Below are 18298 nucleotides of genomic sequence, written 5' to 3'. Positions count from 1 at the left end.
CGATCGAAAAATTATAATTTAAAATAGTGTGTTAGTTTTCCTTACATGTTGTGTGATGTGAAGCGGAGCTTATGCTACAGTTAAATTAATGAAATATTAAGAAAAATAGTTAAGCTATTGATGTTCATTTTTTAAACTAATTAATACGTTCTTTTACAACTTTTGGAGGTGATGAAAGTAGGAAAGCAAAAGCTTGTGTTAATTGGAAATGGCATGGCGGGTGTACGTTGTGTAGAGAACATTCTTAGAGAAGATAATGAGTCCTTTGACATTACAATTTTCGGAAGCGAACCACATGCTAACTATAGTAGAATTATGCTTTCCTCCCTATTACAGGGGGAAACGACGTTTGATGATATTATGATTCATTCACATAACTGGTACTTGGAAAATAATATTCGGCTCTTTTCTGGTGAAACAGTAACGGAAATTGATAAAGAAAAGAAGATGGTAAAAACCGATAAATGCAGGCAAGTGCAATATGACAAACTAATTATAGCTACAGGATCTTCCCCGGTTATGTTACCACTCCAAGGTATAGAAAAAGAAGGAGTAATATCCTTCCGTACTATAGAGGATTGCCAAACAATGATGCAAATGGCAAAAACGTATAAAACAGCAGTAGTTATAGGTGGGGGGTTGTTAGGTTTAGAAGCTGCAAGAGGGCTGTTAAATATTGGAGTAAAAGTGAATGTAGTCCATATCTCCAGTTATTTAATGGAAAGACAACTGGATCAAGATGCATCGCGGATGCTCCAAGAGGAATTGGAAAGTCAAGGCATGAACTTCCTTTTTGATAAAGAATCTGAGGAAATTGTTGGAGAAGAGCGTGTGGAGAGGGTCCGTTTTAAAGATGGTTCAGAAATAGAAACAGACCTTGTTGTTATGGCTGTTGGGGTAAGACCAAATATTCAATTAGCACAAGACAGTGGGATCGAGACAAACCGAGGCATCCTCGTTGATGACTTTTTGTCTACCCATTCTCCCGATATATATGCGGTTGGAGAGTGTGCAGAGCATGAGGGAATGGTTTATGGGCTGGTCAACCCCCTTTATGAACAAGGGGCTGTTTTAGCTAAGCATTTATGCAGAAAGAGTACCTCAGGATACGCCGGCAGTGTTCTTTCTACCCAATTAAAAATATCTGGGGTCGATGTTTTTTCTGTGGGTCAATTTACTGCAGAAGGGTCAACTAAAGCCATTCACTATAAAAATGAGATTGAAGCTGTTTATAAAAAAATTTATTTCCGGGGAATAAAGTCATTGGTGCTGTGCTATTTGGAGATACGCGAGAAGCTTCCAATCTACTAGATACGATTATTAAACAAAGGGTAGTTGCCGATCGAGACAAAGACTCCTTATTGGTGTCCACTGACCCTGGAGATTCTTTTGTTGCTTCCTTACCGATTGAAGAACATATTTGTACGTGTAATAGCGTATCTAAGGGGTCAATCATTAGCGCGGTTCAGCAGGAAAAATTATCAACCGTAGATGAAGTAAGACAGTACACGAAAGCTTCCAGTTCATGTGGGGGGTGCAAGCCTGCTGTTTCAGAATTGCTGGCTTACATTCAAAGTGACCATTTCGATGAGGTAGTAGAACAGATTGCGTTTTGTGATTGCACAACCCTTACAGAAGAAGAAGTCGTTTGGCAAATACAGATGAGAAGTCTGGTTAATGCACAAGAGGTAAGGGAGAAGCTTGAGTGGGAAAACAAGGCAGGTTGTCCGACTTGTCGTCCTGCTTTGGGATACTATTTGAGTATGATTTATCCCGATTATAACCAAGAAAATGAAGGTCTTTTGTTTGAAGAACGGATGAGAGCAGCTACTCAATCTAATGGAACATTAACGGTTGTTCCACAGTTCTATGGGGGGATACTTGACACCAAAAAACTCAGAAAAATCACGAACGTAACAGAAAAGTATGCTTTGAACCAGATCGCCATTGCTAGTGATCAGCGAATTCACCTGTTGGGGGTAAGACAAGATGAATTATCAGGGCTTTTAGATGATCTCAACATGCCGATCCGTTCATCTGGTGAAAGCTTGGTTGAACCGATTCAAACAAATATTTGTGAGTATGCATGTCAGTGTGATCAATCCTTAATAATGGCTTCAGAGTTGGATGAGAAAATGGAATTCCTGAAAACTCCTTTTCGCATTAAAGTTGCTATTTCTGCTTGTGAACATAATGGAGCCGAATCTATGACTAAAGATATTGGTGTTATAAAAGTAAAACGAGGCTGGGAAATGTATGTAGGAGGCAGCAATGAGGCTAATGTTCGTTCAGGTAATTTATTATGTGTCGTTAGCACAGAACAAGAAACGTGTGAGATGATCACTGGATTTATTCAATACTATCGTGAGTCCGCCAACTATCTTGAACGAATATGGCAATGGATGAACCGTGTGGGACTGATTCATATAAGAGAAGCTTTATTTGATGAAGAAATTCGTGAACATTTACTGAAAAACTTTGATGCCGATAGATCGAGGAAGAAGGCTATTTAGAAAGAAATTATTGAGTCAATACTCAAAAGAACACTGGAGAAAAGGAGGGGAAGGGTTTGACTGATCTAATGTTAAAGTATTTTCGAACCAAGCAGCGAAGGGTTCAATCAGAGAAGGTTTACGATACTCAATGCCCTTTTTGCAGTATGCAGTGCAAGATGCAATTGATTGAACAGACGGTTGTTTCGAGGAAAGTATACAAGACGGTTGGAAAGGATAACCCGACAACAAGAGGCCGGTTATGTGTAAAAGGAATAAGTGCACATCAGCATGTACTGAACAATCAGCGCGTTATGCAGCCATTGTTAAAAGTGAATGGTAATTTTGTAGCAATTACATGGAAGAAAGCATTAGAAATTATCAAAAAAGAGTTTACTACCATCCAAGAGCAGAAGGGTTCAGATGCTTTGGCGGTCTATGGCAGTGCTTCACTCACGAACGAAGAAGCGTATTTATTAGGAAAGTTTGCCCGTGTTGCACTGAAGACAAAACATATTGATTATAATGGCCGATTGTGTATGGCTTCGGCGGCTACAGGGGCTAATCAAACCTTTGGACTCGATCGAGGATTTACGAACTCATTGCAGGAGATTCCGTACACGCGCTGCATCATTTTGGCCGGAACCAATATTGCGGAATGTCAACCTACCATTATGCCGTATTTTGAACAAGCTAAAGAAAACGGGGCCTACATTATTGCTATTGACCCTAGAGAAACGAAGACAACTGATATCGCTGATTTGCATCTAAAAAATAAACCAGGTACAGATGCAACATTGGCCAATGCATTGCTGAAAGTAATTGTAGATGAAGGATTAATAGATAAGGAGTTTTTGAGAAAGCGGGTCAATGGTTTTACTGAAGTATCCCGTCACCTTGCGAAATTGGACTTAAATGAATGTGTCATGATGACTGGGTTGGCAAAAGAACAATTATACCAAGCAGCTCAAACATTTGGTCAAGAGGATTCGGGGATGATTTTCACAGCAAGGGGCATTGAGCAGCAAACCAATGGAACTGAGACTGTCCGTGGATTCATCAACCTATTGCTTGCGACAGGTAAAATCGGTAAACCCTATTCCGGTTATGGCGCAATTACTGGTCAAGGGAATGGGCAAGGGGCAAGGGAGCATGGACAGAAGGCGGATCAGTTGCCAGGTTATCGTTCAATCGAAAATAAAGAAGATCGATATTATATCGCTCAGGTATGGGGTGTAAAAGAGAAACAATTACCTGGTCAAGGGGTTTCAGCTTATGAAATGTTTGAAAAAATCGATAAAGGAACCATCAATGGGATGTTGGTCATGTGTTCAAATCCAGCTCTCTCAAGTCCCAATGCGAATTTTGTGAAAAGGTCACTAAAAAAACTCGAGTTTCTTGTGGCAGTCGATATGTTCATATCAGAAACGGCAGAATTAGCTGATTTAATCTTACCGGCTTCATCCTATTTAGAAGATCAAGGAACCATGACGAATTTAGAAGGGAGGGTGACTTTAAGGGAAGCGAGTCGACCGTTGCCTGGTGAGGTAAGACATGATTGGCAAATCATTTGTGATATAGCTGGGATAATAGGAGAAAGGGGAAAGTTTTCTTTTCATTCTGCTGAAGAAATTTTTGAGGAACTTAGAGTGGCCAGTCGAGGAGGACGAGCGAATTACTACGGAATAACCTATGACAAAATACGAGAGAAAAACGGTCTTTTATGGCCATGTCCTGATATAGATCATCAAGGAACAAAACGGTTATTTGAAGACGAATTTGCCCATCAAGATGGTAAGGCAAGTATGGCTGTGATTGAAAGAAGTCCTAAACACGCGAAAGTGAACCTAAGTGAGAAGTATCCGTTATTTTTAACTACAGGAAGAGTGATGTCGCATTATTTAACAGGGGAACAGACTAGAAATAGTCCGTCATTAGCCGCAAGAAACATTGAATCGTATATGGAAATTCATCCTGACACAGGCGAGAAATACCAGGTGAAGGATCACACTTTAGTTCAAATTGAATCAAGATACGGCAGGATTGTCGTTAGAAGTAAATGGTCGAAGCGAATTCGAAAAGATACTGTTTTTGTTCCCTTTCACTGGGGAGGAGAGCAAAATGTCAATCGATTGGTTGCTGATGACTTGGATCCATTCAGTCAGATGCCGGGATTTAAGGTCACGGCTGTTAACACAAGGCCCGTTCAAAGTTAAGAATGGATTTTGAAAGAGTAATAGTGTTATTGGAGGGTGACTTTGATGCAAGAAACCTATAAAGGCAACAAGCAGATTCTATTTTTGTCTACATTAGCCTTTTTTGTCAGTGTAATGGTTTGGTTTAATATGGCCCCTTTCAATTCTACTATAATGGAACAACTTGGTCTCACGAAAGAAGAGGTAGGTGTATTGATGCTTGTTAACCTGGCGCTAGCGATTCCTGCCCGTATCGTCATGGGTCAGTTGGTTGATCGTTTCGGTCCTAAGAAAGTATTTTCTTTGTTGTTAGTCGTGATGAGCATTCCTTGTTTTACTTTTGCTCTTGCAAATTCATATTGGCAATTACTGATTTCACGACTACTGCTAGGGATTATAGGTGCTAGCTTCGTAGTAGGAATTCGAATGATTGCTGAATGGTTCCCTCAAAATAAATCGGGCTTTATGCACGGAATCTATGCAGGCTGGGGGAACTTTGGATCTGCACTGGCCTCCTTCACCCTGCCCTTGATCGCTTTATGGGTAGGGGAAGAAAACGGATGGAGGTATGCCATTGCTATGACAGGGGTTATTTCACTCATTTACGGATTTATATATTACCGGAGTGTAGAAGATGCCCCTCCTATGAAGGAATTTAAGCGTTCGAAATCTGCAAAAGGAATGAAGGCTACAAGCTTTGTGGATCTGATCATCCTCGTCGCAGCTTATTTTCCTATTTATGGAGGGCTGGCCGTGCTTATATGGTCGTTGCAGCGGACCAGCTTACTGACACTGGAATGGGCAATAGGACTCTACGTCTTGCTAGGGGTATTATACATGCATCGAGCCGTGAAAATAGCTCTGGAAAATCGAGCTTATTTAATGACGGAGATACCTATACCAGAAAAATACTCAATGAAGCAAGTAGCTGTGTTAAGCCTTGCTTACTTTTCTGCATTTGGAGCTGAATTGGCTGTCATTTCTATGCTTCCTATGTTTTTTCAAGAAACATATGCCCTGGGATCGATTGGTGCAGGAATGATTGCCAGTAGTTTTGCCTTTACCAATTTGATTGCGCGCCCGGCAGGAGGATGGATGAGTGACCAATTTGGTCGTAAAAAAGTGCTTATGATTTTGCTGTTTCTACTGTCGATTCTCTACTTCGGAATGTCTTTTCTATCAGGCCATTGGCCATTGGCTCTTGCCGTTCTATTAACAATGTCCTGTTCAATGGTTGGTCAGGCCGCATCTGGATCTGTATTTTCGATGGTCCCTTTCATCAAGAAAAACAATACGGGACAAATTGCAGGGATGGTAGGAGCTTATGGGAATATTGGTTCTGTTTGCTTTCTTGCGGTTCTTAATTTGATGTACCCGGCAGCCTTTTTTAGTGTTATCGGAGCAGGTGCATTCCTTTGCTTCATTTTCTCCTGCTTTATAAAGGAACCTTCTTTGCATGCATTAGAAAGACAAAAAGTTTCCAGGGGAGCATGAAGAACAGAATTCCTTATCGTTCTGGAATCAAGTAAAACAATTTAACTTGCTGTAGAAGGCATTTCATTCATGATATTCCATGCATTTTATTAATCATATGTTCGGAGGGATTTGTGATATGGGAAAAAAACAAAAGTTAGTGCTTGTTGGTAATGGTATGGCAGGAATTCGGGCGATTGAGGAAATATTAAAGATATCTCCAAGCCTGTTTGATATTACGGTGTTCGGAAGCGAACCTTATCCCAATTATAATCGGATTCAGTTGTCCAAAGTTCTTCAGGGGGATACAAACATTGATGACATCACATTAAACAGCTGGGAATGGTATGAGGAGAATGACATCTTATTATACCCAGGAGAAACCGTTACAAGCATTAATACGGAAAATCAAATTGTGTCTACTGATAAAGAACGTCATGTAGTTTACGATAAATTGATTATGGCTACTGGATCAGTGCCGTTCATGCTTCCGCTTCCTGGGGCAGATAAGGAAGGGGTGACTGCCTTTCGTGATATCAAAGATTGTGAGCAAATGATCAAATCGTCCGATCAATATGAAAAAGCGGTTGTCATTGGTGGTGGATTATTAGGTTTGGAAGCGGCGAGGGGATTATTGAATCTTGGAATGAAAGTTGACGTTGTTCATCTTGCGGATTATTTAATGGAACGGCAGCTAGATAAAACAGCTGGAAAGATGTTGCAGAAGGAATTAGAAAACCAGGGAATGAATTTTTTACTGGAAAAACAATCTGCTGAAATTATTGGAAAAGATCGAGTCGAAGGTCTCAAATTCAAATATGGAGAAGAGATCAAAGCAGATTTAATCGTGATGGCTGTTGGAATAAAGCCGAATATTAGTCTAGCAAGTGAAAGTGGTATTCCGGTCAATCGGGGAATTATTGTTAACGATCATTTAGAAACAGAAGTACCGAATGTATTCGCAGTTGGTGAATGTGCAGAGCATAAAGAAATAGTTTATGGACTTGTCGCACCACTTTATCAACAGGGACAGGAGGTGGCTAAACGGATTTGCGGTGTGGAAAGTGGAGGATACCTTGGATCTGTATTATCCACTCAGCTGAAGGTATCAGGTGTTGACGTATTTTCAACTGGAAAAATCAATGAAGATGAAGACACGAAGTCTGTAAAAGTGTTTGACGATTGGCATGGTGTTTATCAAAAAGTACTAGTAAATGAGGGGAAAATTACAGGGGCCGTTCTGTTCGGGGACACAAAAGATGGTAATCGACTGTTAAGCCTCATTAATAAAGGAGCAGCTATAGAAGAGTACACAGACAATGATCGCTCTGAAGAGACTGGAATCGATCTCATCGCCTCTATGCCTGAGGGAGAAATCATTTGTGGGTGTAATGGCGTGACGAAAGGAACAATCTTGGAAGCGATCAACAGCCAAGATTTGACTACAGTCGAACAAGTTAAGGGCTGTACAAATGCTTCGAGATCCTGTGGAGGTTGTAAACCACTCGTATCCGATTTATTGGAGTATACGTTAGGTGAAGAATATGACAAGAATCAAAAAGAATCCATTTGTGCATGTACGACTTTATCCAGGGATGAAGTAATAGAAGAAATCAAGGAGAAAGAATTGACCCACACAAGGGAAGTAATGAATGTCCTCGGCTGGTCTTCAGAAGAGGGGTGTTCAAAGTGTAAACCTGCATTGAATTATTACTTGGGCATGCTCAATCCGACAGAGTATAAAGATGAAAAAGAATCGCGATTTGTTAATGAAAGATTACATGCCAATATTCAAAACGATGGCACGTATTCAGTTGTTCCACGTATGTATGGCGGCGTAACCAATGCCGAAGATTTACGGAAAATTGCCGATGTAGCAGATAAATACGAAGTAAAAATGATCAAAGTGACCGGGGGACAGCGACTTGACCTGCTAGGTGTCCAAAAAGGAGATTTGCCAAGCATTTGGTCGGAGCTCGATATGCCATCAGGTTCTGCTTATGCGAAGGGATTACGTACAGTAAAAACATGTGTCGGCGCAGACTTTTGCCGGTTTGGAACACAGGATTCAATCGGTTTAGGGGTTCAAATGGAGAAGAAATTTGAGGGGCTTAATACACCACATAAAGTGAAGATGAGTGTATCAGCTTGTCCGAGGAATTGTGCTGAGGGATCAGTTAAGGACGTAGGGGTCGTCGGATTAGATGGAGAATTTGAAATATACGTCGGTGGTAATGGCGGGACACATATGAGAAAGGCTGAACTCCTCGTTAAGGTAAAAACAGATGAAGAAGTATTAGATACAACAGCTGCTTTTCTCCAATACTACCGAGAAAATGCCAGTTATTTAGAAAGAACATCTTCTTGGGTTGAGCGAGTTGGCATTGAACATATTCAGACCGTCCTCTCAGATAAGAAGGTGTTGATTGATTTGAATCAGAGAATGGATGAGGCCCTGTCAGTTGTGCAGGATCCTTGGTCAGAAACCCTAGAAGATGAAACATTGCTGAGAGACCTTTATGAAAATGTAAAAGTGCCTGCAGGTTTAAACTAGTCTAACGAGGAGGAACCGGAAATGGAACAACTATTAAATAAGATTTTTGTAACAAAGGTCAATGAACTGCCAGAAAAGTTAGGGAAAACCGTTCAAGCAGGTGACTTGGAATTAGCCATTTTCAAACTGGAAGGTGGTGATATACGTGTCATAGAAAATCGCTGCCCCCATAAAGGTGGGGTGCTTGCTGAAGGAATGGTGAGTGGGAAACACGTATTTTGCCCGATGCATGACTGGAAAATTAGCGTCGTTGATGGAAAGGTCCAGGACCCCGACGTAGGTTGTGTACAAACGTTTGATGTAGAGGTGAAAAACGAAAACGTATATGTCATTTTACCGCAAAAATAATGCTTCAAGGAGGAGACTTATGTCAAAGGTATATTTAGTTGGGGCAGGGCCAGGAGATCCCGATTTAATTACGCTTAAAGCAGTCAAATGTATTCAGCAAGCTGATGTTATTCTATATGACCGCTTAGTGAACGAACAATTACTTGGAGAGGCGAGCTCTGATGCGGACCTAATATTTTGTGGAAAGCATCCAAAGTTTCATACTTTGAAACAAAAAACGATCAATTACTTGTTAGTGAAATATGCAAAGCAAGATAAAACGGTCATTCGGTTGAAGGGGGGAGACCCGTTTGTCTTTGGGCGAGGAGCTGAAGAAGTGGAAGCGTTAGCTAAGCACGGAATATCGTGTGAAGTAGTCCCAGGAATTACATCTGGGATTGCTGTTCCCGCCTATGCTGATATTCCAGTAACCCACAGAGACATGGGAAGTTCTTTTGCAGTAATTGCGGGGCACAGGTCCAAGGGAAACCACAAAGAAATTGACTGGAAAAGTCTAGTGGATAATATCGATACATTGGTCATTTATATGGGGATCAGCAATCTTCCTCAAATATGTGAACAATTGATGAAGAATAAGAAACGCTTGGATTCACCTGTTGCCATTATTCAAGAGGGAACAACGGAACATCAACGCGTAATTACGGGAACACTTGCAAACATTGTCCATCTGACGGAACAGTCCGGGGTATCTAACCCAGCAATAATCGTTGTCGGTGAAGTTGTCCGTTTCCGAGATCGTTTACAGCAATTGAAAGTTATGAATCAAGGGATGATCGACCCCAGCGCAATCGAAGCATGATGAAATAGGGTGATCCCATGCAAGCCGTTCTATAGATTGATCACAGCGATGTAGACGGATAAAGGCCTCCTATTTCACTATCTAACTCAATTGATATTCTTAATGTAATGCTCCAGTGAATGGAGCATTTCTTTTTGTGTTTGAGGGTCTAAGTATACTTCAGAGAGAATCTTATGTAAGTAATTGTTTCTTTCTTGATGTGAAAAACTTGATTGCTTTAACAGCTGACGAACTTCAAATAAAAAATCGAGATATTGTTCATAGCGTTCGTCATATTGACACGATAAGTCTTTTTTTATTTTCTTCGCTAAGAGCGGACTGGCACCTTGTGTAGAGATAGCTACGGTCAATTTACCTCGCTCGAAGTGAGCAGGGAAATGTACATTGCCAGCATCAGCTTCATCCGCGGCATTGATTAAGCAATCAGAAGGAGCAGATTCGACAACAATTCTATTAGCTGTTCTATTATTGGTAGCGGTAATGATTAAGAATGCGCCCTCCACATCATCAGGAGAAAAATATTTCTGTTTCCAATCTATTCTGGCTTTTTCGTGGTGATGGATAAGTTCTGGAATAAGCTTTGGACTGATCACAGTTAAGAAGGCTTCAGTATCGAGTAAACTGTCTACTCTGCGTTTAGCCACATGACCACCACCGATAACTACAACCTTTTTTCCTTTTAAGTCAAGCATTAATGGAACGAGTGTCATTTAGTAAAAGCCTCCATAATCTTTGATACCCCTATTATCCCACTTCTTTAAACCACTAACAAACAAGATTTATAAGGGCATGAACACACCTTAGTAAGGATGGAACTTAGAACAGAGATCGATCATTATACGTGACACTAATTAATGAGAGTCCTAATATATCCTTATTAACTCCTTTTTAGAACAGGTTAAAAGTTGGCTAGGATATTATACTAGTTACAAAGAGAGCAAGAGAATTTAGAAAGGGGAGGCGGAAGCAGTTATATGGAAAGATACATCTATTCATTGAGTCCCGTAATTGACAAGGATGCAAAAGTGCTGATTTTAGGATCCATTCCTGGGAATAAGTCATTAGAAACTAATCAATATTATGGAAACCCTCGAAATCATTTCTGGAAGATTATATTTTCGGTTTATGAAGAGAGTGGGATAGAGGATTATGAAAAAAAGTTGTCTTTCCTTAAGGAGCACGAGATAGCCCTATGGGATGTGATCTATTCATGTCAAAGAAAAGGCAGTCTTGACTCGAACATAAGAGTTGAAGTACCAAATAAATTAACAGAATTGATACATGAGCATAGGCAGCTTAAATTAGTCATATTTAATGGTACGAAAGCCTACAATACTTTTAAAAAACATTTCGACATGAAAATGTTTACTGGGGTTGATTTTAAAAAAATGCCTTCTACAAGTCCTATTCCTGGTAGATTTAATAAAACAATAGAGGGAAAGATAGAAGATTGGAAAATAATAAAGGAGTATTCCTGATAAGAGAGGCTGCCTTGCTGTGAAGCGAAGCAGCCTCTCTTTTGAGTTGAATCATGTATCTAGTTCTTTTAGAGGGTGTTTAAAAAGTCACCAAATGATAAATGGCGAATTTCTTCTCATTCGTCAACTTTTTAAACACACACTTATAGATGGATTGACTTTGAACGACTCAGTTATTCATGACCCTCATTTTAGAAGGTCACGAAGGATGAAACCAATAGTAATTATTGCGATTATAAACATTAAAATCAAAGTAAAGGAACTAGGAAAAGTCTGATAGATACCGATTGAAAAGCCTGTAAGCATAATGGATAAAAACGTTCTTTTTTTAAGTTTCATAGTGATTGGCTAGGCATGACTCTGCTTAGCTTATCGTCACCTCATTTCACTGTTATTATTTCATGGATCTATATGAAAAGTACACATCTCTTCTACCCCAACAGCATGTATGGCGAACTCTCAGCAAAAGGATACTAATTTCTTACCATATGTATTTATTTTGTCTGTGCTGTCAATACTACAGTCGAAAAGGGTGAAAATCATTACTGTTATTCTATGGATGAGGTCGATCGCCTTTTAAAAGGATGTTCAAAATGTCACCGAATGATCAACGGCGAATTTCTTCGTTGCTCGGTTTTCCGATCCTCACATAGGAAAGACATACGCTGTGGTCCTCAAAACTATCGTGCCTCGAACTTCTTGCGACGCGCAAGGAACGTGCTCGTGTCGACTTGTCACAGGGGGTAACGATCTTTGTTGACGTTCTCATTCGTCAACCTTTTGAACACACACTTTTAAGTAATGCAAATACTTCTGCAGAAAAGGAGAGGTCGCTTGGATAGAGTAACATTGCACGAACAGGTGCTTTCTTTAAAAGGAAAAATATTTTCAGGCCAATTAAAGTTCAGATGTAGAGACGACTACATTCTTCAACAACTTGACAAAGTAAAAGAAGAGGATGATGGGCTAATAGATGTAAGCACAGTTTCCTCCTCATTAATCATTCTATTGGACGCAACAAAAGATGAATCATTATAGGAAAGGCCTCCTTAGTTTTTAAAGGGGGCCTGTTTTTTCTATTCGTTATCAACCGTTTGCTGTTCTTTCTTTCCAAGCTTTTATGGATAGAATTTGTTGATCTTCCATTTTTATAACTTTGAAGTGATAGGACCCATGTGATAGAACGGATCCTTCATTTACGTCTATTAACTGATTGTACATCCATCCGGAAATGGTATCGACGTCTTCATTTTCTAGTTCTATGTCAAAATAGTCATTGGTATCCTGGATAGATGTTTTTCCATCTATGATAAAGGAGCCATCTTCTTTTAAAGTAATGGTTTGTACTTCTTCATGATCAAATTCATCCCTAATATCGCCAACAATCTCTTCGATTATGTCCTCAGCAGTAATCATTCCTGAGGTGCCGCCATACTCATCTGTTAGAATGACAAGATGAGTACGCTCTTGCTGCATTCTAACTAATAGGTCATGAATTGGAATATTTTCGAAAACCTTTAAAACCGGGCGAACGTACTTCTCAAGTGTTTCAACCTTGTTCCAGTCGTTATAAAAGAGTTCCTTTAAATGGAGGACACCGATGATATGGTCTTTATCATCTTCAAAAACTGGATATCTTGTGAACCGTTCTTCATTCATGAAATGTAAGGACTCTCCTATTGGATCTTCGATGTCAACGACAGCCATATCAGTACGGGGAATCATGATTTCCTTCGCGGTTCTATTATCGAAATCAAAAATTCTGTCCACATACTCAAATTCTGATTGATTAATTTCTCCCTGCTGGTAACTTTGGCTTAAAATATGGCGTAGTTCCTCTTCCGAATGGACTTCATCAGATTCTTTCGCAGTCTGATAGCCAAAGGAACGGACTAACAAGTTTGCCGAGCCATTTAACAACCAAATTAAGGGGTACATAATCTTGCTATATATAATTAAGGGGCCAGAAAGCATCAGTGTAATATTTTCTGCCTTTTGTATGGCAACTGTTTTTGGGGCAAGTTCTCCAAGTACAACATGTAAAAAGGTAATGACAAAAAAAGCAATTGCAAAGGTAATGGCATGGCTTACTGATGAAGGCAAGTTAAATCCTTCCAGTAATGGGTGAAGCAATACTTCTAAGGTTGGTTCTCCTAGCCAGCCTAACCCAAGAGCTGTTATGGTGATCCCAAGCTGATTAGCTGACAGATAGTAATCTAAATTACCTGTTACCCTTAAGGCATTTAAGGCCCTCTTATTACCGTCAGCCGCCCGGGCCTCTAATTTGGTACGTCTTACTTTCACAATTGCAAATTCGCTTGCAACGAAAAACGCTGTTAATAATATTAACAGAGCCACCGCTACAAGCTTAATCGTCGTTTCCATATCATATCTCCTCTTAAGTCAAGTTATGGTGAAGAGTCTCCAATTTATATTGTATCGAAATAAACAAAATTATGCCAATTGAAGGTCTAAGGATAGTATGACGGTTTGTTGACTTTTATGGACTCATTTTAAACTATATTATAATGAAGAAACTGGAGTGATTGTAGTGAGGGTATAAAAGCAAGTGATTAACTATATATCCTTCCATGATGCTTAAGTTCGTACAGAATTTCCCGCATTGTGATATAATTTTATTAATCTTTCATACATATACATACTAACCGGGAATGATCGGTTGATTATATGAAAAGAGACGCCCATTTGGACGTCTCTCTTCTATATTTTATTAAGGGGAGGTACATCCATATATTTCGTTAAGGCTTTAAAGCTTTAGGGTGTTCTAGAAATTTTTTTGTTAAAAAAGTTCTCGAATTAGTTTGCCTTGAGATTATTATCGGAGAATATAGGTAAGAATAGGTAGAAGGTATAAAAAGGAATGAGGAAGGGTGGCTTATGGAAAAATATACAGGGGATATTGTCATGTTCCCAAAGTGGAAAACGAAGTTAGAGAATGAGGGCCTCGAGGCTGTAAGACAAAAAAGGTATCAGGAGGCTGTCGAACTTCTTCTTCCTTTGGTTAATTACGAAGTGGCTTCACGTGAGGTTGTGACAGGCCTGCTAATGAGCTGGGTAGAGCTTGGCCAATACGATGATGCTGAAGAATTGTGCCAGGACCAAATGAAATTTGATCCAGAACAATATTATCATTATTTACATATATACATAACGATCCTATTCCAAGACAATCGCTATTTAGAGCTGGTGGATTTATTAGACGAAATTTTTGAGACAGAAGACATTCCTCATCAAAGCCGCACACAACTATGGCAAATGTATGAGGTTAGTAGTAAACTGCTTCAGGATTCTTATCAAAAACAAGGGGAAAAACTAGCTCATTCATTTTTCGCAGCTATCGAAAATGATGATTTACATAATCAATGGCTCTCGATCCAACAATTGATCAAGCAACCGATTCTGAATAATACAGAATCATTTGAGCAAGTACTAATGAGCGATTCGGTCCATCCAATTATTAAAACAGCCATCATCCATTGGTTTAGAGATAACAGCGTTGGCCGTGAGATTCATTTGCATAAATTCTCAAAAGATATTACTGTCATTCCTGCACGGTTAAATTCATTTGAGTCTGAATACATCATTCAACAAATTCAGTTAAGGCTTGGTGCGATGGAGCAAAGTAATCCAACTATGTATGAGATGGTCATTCGTCTATTAATTCATTATTGTTACGTGCGTTATCCACTGTATCCGAATGAGGATGAGCTTGAATATATTGTGGAGGCTCTAAAACAGCTTGGTCATGAATACTTACAACTCCCTTATCCCAAAAAACAGGACAGTAGAGAAGTTGAAAAGTATAAAGAAGAGATTGAACTGTGTGAACAACACTATGTTTTGCTTGTCGGAGAATGATAAAGCGTTTGTTTCTATTTTCAGGGATAGAACAGTTACAGATGTTGAAAGCGTCTATGTTTGTGTTATAATATAGTGGTTGCAAATGAGATTCGTGTGCATATAGAATCATAGAATCGATAATGGTCGTCATCAGACGTAAAAGGAAATTATAGATGTTGGAGGGAAATTTATGTCAGCAAAATGGGAAAAACAAGAAGGTAATCAAGGGACACTCACAGTTGAGGTGCCCGTAGAAGAATTCAACAAAGCCCTTGATGGTGCCTTTAAAAAAGTAGTGAAACAGGTTCAAGTGCCTGGTTTCCGAAAAGGGAAAGTACCACGCAAACTTTTCGAACAGCGTTTCGGTGTGGAATCCCTTTATCAAGATGCACTTGATATCGTTCTACCTGATGCATACTCTAATGCTGTTGAAGAAACAGGTATAGAGCCAGTGGATCGTCCGGAAGTTGACGTGAAACAAATCGAAAAAGGGGAACCGCTTGTGTTTACTGCTGAAGTTACAGTGAAGCCTGAGGTGAAACTTGGCGAGTACAAAGGCCTTGAAGTGGAAGAGCTAAGTACTGAAGTGACGGATGAAGATGTTGACAATGAACTGAAACAGCTTCAAGAAAAACAAGCTGAACTTGTTGTTAAAGAGGACGGCGAAGTAGAAGACGGTGACACTGTAGTTATGGACTTCGAAGGGTTCGTTGACGGTGAAGCTTTCGAGGGCGGAGAAGCCGACAATTACTCACTTGAAATCGGATCAGGATCATTTATTCCAGGTTTTGAAGAACAGCTTATTGGCAAGAAATCTGGCGAAGAAACAGATGTTGAGGTAACTTTCCCTGAAGAATATCATGCAGAAGACCTTGCAGGTAAGAACGCAACATTTAAAGTTAAAATTCATGAAATAAAAGGAAAAGAACTTCCTGAACTTGATGATGAACTTGCTAAAGACGTTGATGAAGAGGTTGAGTCTTTAGATGAACTTACGAAGAAAACACGTGAACGCCTTGAAGAGCAGAAGAAGACAGAGGCGGATAATCACAAGCGCGATACACTTGTTCAAAAAGCGAGTGAAAATGCGGACGTTGATGTTCCGCAATCTATGGTTGATACAGAACTTGACCGTATGGTTAGCGAGTTTGAACAACGCTTACAAATGCAAGGCATGACTAAGGACATGTACTTCCAATTCACTGGGCAGGATGAAGACGCACTTCGTGAACAAATGCAAGAGGATGCTGGCAAGCGGGTAAAAACAAATCTTACGTTAGAAGCAATCTCTAATGCAGAAAATGTAGAAGCTTCTGATGAAGACATAAATGCGGAGCTTGAAAATATGGCTTCCATGTATCAGACAGACGTAGCACAGTTGACTCAAATGCTTGGCGGAAACACAGATATGATTAAAGAAGATCTAAAAGTCCGTAAAGCCATTGATGTTTTAGTTGATAATAGTAAATCAGAATAGTAAGCTAAGAAGACAAGGGGCAGGGCGCACCTTGTCTTCTCATATATTTATGTTACATAAGTAATACTTAAAAATGATTGAACCATGTATGAACAACCTGTCTTTTCACATATAATAGTAGAGCGTCTAATGTTTGACTAATTAACTATATATCTACATAATGAGGACGGTGCAAAGAAAGTCCATGCACACCTCTAAATAGGTATTACTTTTTTGTTTTTTACGAATCTGGTATGATGGGCAAAAGAAACAGGTGCTTGAATACCAAGATGGGTTCTTCAGTCGCATACTATTGCGTCATTTTATTAAGGGGTGAATTGGAATGTTTAAATTTAATGAAGAAAAAGGACAGCTAAAATGCTCTTTCTGCGGAAAGAGTCAAGAACAAGTTCGAAAGCTGGTAGCTGGACCTGGCGTTTATATATGTGATGAATGTATTGAATTATGCACGGAAATCGTTGAAGAAGAGCTAGGTAATGAAGAGGAAGTGGAATTTAAAGAAGTTCCGAAGCCTCAGGAAATTCGCGGTATTCTTAATGATTACGTAATTGGTCAAGATCAGGCGAAAAAGAATTTGTCTGTAGCGGTATACAATCATTATAAGCGGATAAATGCTGGTGTGAAAAATGATGATGTAGAGTTGGCTAAGAGTAACATTCTTATGTTGGGACCAACAGGTAGCGGGAAGACTTTACTCGCACAAACACTTGCCCGCATCTTAAATGTGCCGTTTGCTATTGCTGATGCTACATCGTTAACAGAAGCAGGATATGTTGGCGAGGATGTAGAGAACATTCTGCTTAAACTTATTCAAGCAGCAGATTATGATGTAGAAAAAGCTGAAAAAGGCATCATTTATATTGATGAAATTGATAAGGTTGCCCGTAAATCAGAGAACCCGTCAATTACCCGTGATGTATCTGGTGAGGGTGTACAGCAGGCATTACTTAAAATTCTTGAAGGGACACAAGCAAGTGTGCCCCCACAAGGTGGTCGTAAGCACCCTCATCAAGAATTCATTCAAATCGATACAACCAATGTATTGTTTATTGTTGGCGGTGCATTTGATGGGATTGAACAAATCATTAAACGCCGTTTAGGTAAAAAAGTCATTGGTTTTGGTTCCGGTCAAGTCGATGTAGATGAAGAGAAAGATGAACTTCTATCAAAAATACTTCCGGAAGATCTATTAAGTTACGGGCTTATCCCTGAATTTATTGGTCGTCTTCCTGTTATTGGAAGCCTTGAGCAGTTAGATGAAAAGGCCTTAGTCGAAATCTTGACCCAACCAAAAAATGCTCTGGTTAAACAGTATCAAAAGCTCCTGCAAATTGATCATGTGGAACTTGAGTTTGAGGAAGAGGCTCTTCGTGAAATCTCAAAATTAGCAATTGAGCGTAAGACAGGGGCACGGGGACTTCGTTCAATCATTGAGGGAATCATGCTTGATGTGATGTATGATCTGCCATCCCGTGATGATATCGAAAAATGTATTATTACAAAAGAGACTGTAACAGCGGAAAAAAGTCATCCTAAATTGATTCTGACAGACGGTACTGTCGAGGATGAAAATAAAGAAACACCTAAGGAAAGTGCTTAAACCTATAAGGAATTTCATGAT

The 18298-nt window shown here is 39.6% G+C and carries 14 protein-coding genes; 12 read left to right on the top strand and 2 right to left on the bottom strand.

Annotated elements, in window-relative coordinates; genetic code table 11:
• Positions 1-171 precede the first annotated feature (171 nt).
• From MUO14_RS02675 to cobA, 7 genes are all read left to right on the top strand, one after another.
• Positions 172-1311 (top strand): NAD(P)/FAD-dependent oxidoreductase, encoded by a 1140-nt coding sequence (locus tag MUO14_RS02675; RefSeq protein ID WP_244753517.1) that lies wholly within the window; start codon positions 172-174, stop codon positions 1309-1311.
• A complete protein-coding gene (locus tag MUO14_RS02670) occupies positions 1272-2513 on the top strand; it encodes a (2Fe-2S)-binding protein (RefSeq protein ID WP_244753516.1) in 1242 nt (413 codons plus the stop codon). Before MUO14_RS02675 ends, MUO14_RS02670 begins: the two co-directional genes overlap by 40 nt.
• A 56-nt stretch (positions 2514-2569) precedes the next feature.
• Positions 2570-4708 (top strand): assimilatory nitrate reductase catalytic subunit NasC, encoded by a 2139-nt coding sequence (gene nasC, locus MUO14_RS02665; RefSeq protein ID WP_244753515.1) that lies wholly within the window; start codon positions 2570-2572, stop codon positions 4706-4708.
• Between the two features lie 45 nt (positions 4709-4753).
• On the top strand, positions 4754-6181 hold the full coding sequence (locus MUO14_RS02660) for an MFS transporter (protein ID WP_244753514.1): 1428 nt from the start codon (positions 4754-4756) through the stop codon (positions 6179-6181).
• A gap of 118 nt (positions 6182-6299) precedes the next feature.
• On the top strand, positions 6300-8714 hold the full coding sequence (gene nirB / locus MUO14_RS02655) for a nitrite reductase large subunit NirB (protein ID WP_244753513.1): 2415 nt from the start codon (positions 6300-6302) through the stop codon (positions 8712-8714).
• 21 nt (positions 8715-8735) lie between these two features.
• Positions 8736-9062: a nitrite reductase small subunit NirD gene (gene nirD / locus MUO14_RS02650; protein WP_244753512.1), complete on the top strand. Its 327-nt coding sequence runs from the start codon at positions 8736-8738 to the stop codon at positions 9060-9062.
• Between the two features lie 19 nt (positions 9063-9081).
• Positions 9082-9861, top strand: a complete 780-nt coding sequence (gene cobA / locus MUO14_RS02645; RefSeq protein ID WP_244753511.1) for a uroporphyrinogen-III C-methyltransferase — start codon at positions 9082-9084, stop codon at positions 9859-9861.
• Between the two features lie 86 nt (positions 9862-9947).
• On the opposite strand, the gene MUO14_RS02640 is transcribed toward cobA, so the two are convergent.
• Positions 9948-10571 carry an NAD(P)-binding protein gene (locus MUO14_RS02640; protein WP_244753510.1) on the bottom strand — a complete coding sequence of 208 codons (624 nt, stop codon included), beginning with the start codon at positions 10569-10571 and terminating at the stop codon, positions 9948-9950.
• A gap of 264 nt (positions 10572-10835) precedes the next feature.
• Here MUO14_RS02640 and MUO14_RS02635 point away from each other — a divergent pair, with 264 nt between their 5' ends.
• Both MUO14_RS02635 and MUO14_RS02630 read left to right on the top strand, forming a co-directional pair.
• Complete coding sequence (locus MUO14_RS02635; RefSeq protein ID WP_244753509.1) at positions 10836-11339, top strand: DNA-deoxyinosine glycosylase; 504 nt, start codon at positions 10836-10838, stop codon at positions 11337-11339.
• 834 nt (positions 11340-12173) lie between these two features.
• Complete coding sequence (locus MUO14_RS02630; RefSeq protein ID WP_244753508.1) at positions 12174-12377, top strand: hypothetical protein; 204 nt, start codon at positions 12174-12176, stop codon at positions 12375-12377.
• Positions 12378-12425: 48 nt separating this feature from the next.
• On the opposite strand, the gene MUO14_RS02625 is transcribed toward MUO14_RS02630, so the two are convergent.
• A complete protein-coding gene (locus tag MUO14_RS02625) occupies positions 12426-13724 on the bottom strand; it encodes a hemolysin family protein (RefSeq protein WP_244753507.1) in 1299 nt (432 codons plus the stop codon).
• A gap of 513 nt (positions 13725-14237) precedes the next feature.
• Between MUO14_RS02625 and MUO14_RS02620 the strand changes: the two genes are divergently transcribed.
• The 3 genes from MUO14_RS02620 to clpX all read left to right on the top strand — a co-directional run bounded on the left by MUO14_RS02620 (position 14238) and on the right by clpX (position 18277).
• Complete coding sequence (locus MUO14_RS02620; protein ID WP_244753506.1) at positions 14238-15218, top strand: tetratricopeptide repeat protein; 981 nt, start codon at positions 14238-14240, stop codon at positions 15216-15218.
• A gap of 172 nt (positions 15219-15390) precedes the next feature.
• Positions 15391-16677 carry a trigger factor gene (gene tig / locus MUO14_RS02615; RefSeq protein ID WP_244753505.1) on the top strand — a complete coding sequence of 429 codons (1287 nt, stop codon included), beginning with the start codon at positions 15391-15393 and terminating at the stop codon, positions 16675-16677.
• 322 nt (positions 16678-16999) lie between these two features.
• Positions 17000-18277 carry an ATP-dependent protease ATP-binding subunit ClpX gene (gene clpX / locus MUO14_RS02610; protein ID WP_244753504.1) on the top strand — a complete coding sequence of 426 codons (1278 nt, stop codon included), beginning with the start codon at positions 17000-17002 and terminating at the stop codon, positions 18275-18277.
• Positions 18278-18298: the final 21 nt, after the last annotated feature.

The sequence above is a fragment of the Halobacillus shinanisalinarum genome (assembly GCF_022919835.1).
Taxonomy (GTDB): domain Bacteria; phylum Bacillota; class Bacilli; order Bacillales; family Halobacillaceae; genus Halobacillus_A; species Halobacillus_A shinanisalinarum.
Note: the sequence above shows the minus strand (reverse complement) of the source record. Positions and strands in the feature narration are given on the sequence as shown.

Bases quoted from the DNA above. Each gene is read 5' to 3' on its own strand.
- MUO14_RS02675 (WP_244753517.1), top strand. From the start codon at position 172: ATGAAAGTAGGAAAGCAAAAGCTTGTGTTAATTGGAAATGGCATGGCG.
- MUO14_RS02660 (WP_244753514.1), top strand. From the start codon at position 4,754: ATGCAAGAAACCTATAAAGGCAACAAGCAGATTCTATTTTTGTCTACA.
- nirB (WP_244753513.1), top strand. From the start codon at position 6,300: ATGGGAAAAAAACAAAAGTTAGTGCTTGTTGGTAATGGTATGGCAGGA.
- nirD (WP_244753512.1), top strand. From the start codon at position 8,736: ATGGAACAACTATTAAATAAGATTTTTGTAACAAAGGTCAATGAACTG.
- cobA (WP_244753511.1), top strand. From the start codon at position 9,082: ATGTCAAAGGTATATTTAGTTGGGGCAGGGCCAGGAGATCCCGATTTA.
- MUO14_RS02640 (WP_244753510.1), bottom strand. From the start codon at position 10,571: ATGACACTCGTTCCATTAATGCTTGACTTAAAAGGAAAAAAGGTTGTA.
- MUO14_RS02635 (WP_244753509.1), top strand. From the start codon at position 10,836: ATGGAAAGATACATCTATTCATTGAGTCCCGTAATTGACAAGGATGCA.
- MUO14_RS02625 (WP_244753507.1), bottom strand. From the start codon at position 13,724: ATGGAAACGACGATTAAGCTTGTAGCGGTGGCTCTGTTAATATTATTA.
- MUO14_RS02620 (WP_244753506.1), top strand. From the start codon at position 14,238: ATGGAAAAATATACAGGGGATATTGTCATGTTCCCAAAGTGGAAAACG.
- tig (WP_244753505.1), top strand. From the start codon at position 15,391: ATGTCAGCAAAATGGGAAAAACAAGAAGGTAATCAAGGGACACTCACA.
- clpX (WP_244753504.1), top strand. From the start codon at position 17,000: ATGTTTAAATTTAATGAAGAAAAAGGACAGCTAAAATGCTCTTTCTGC.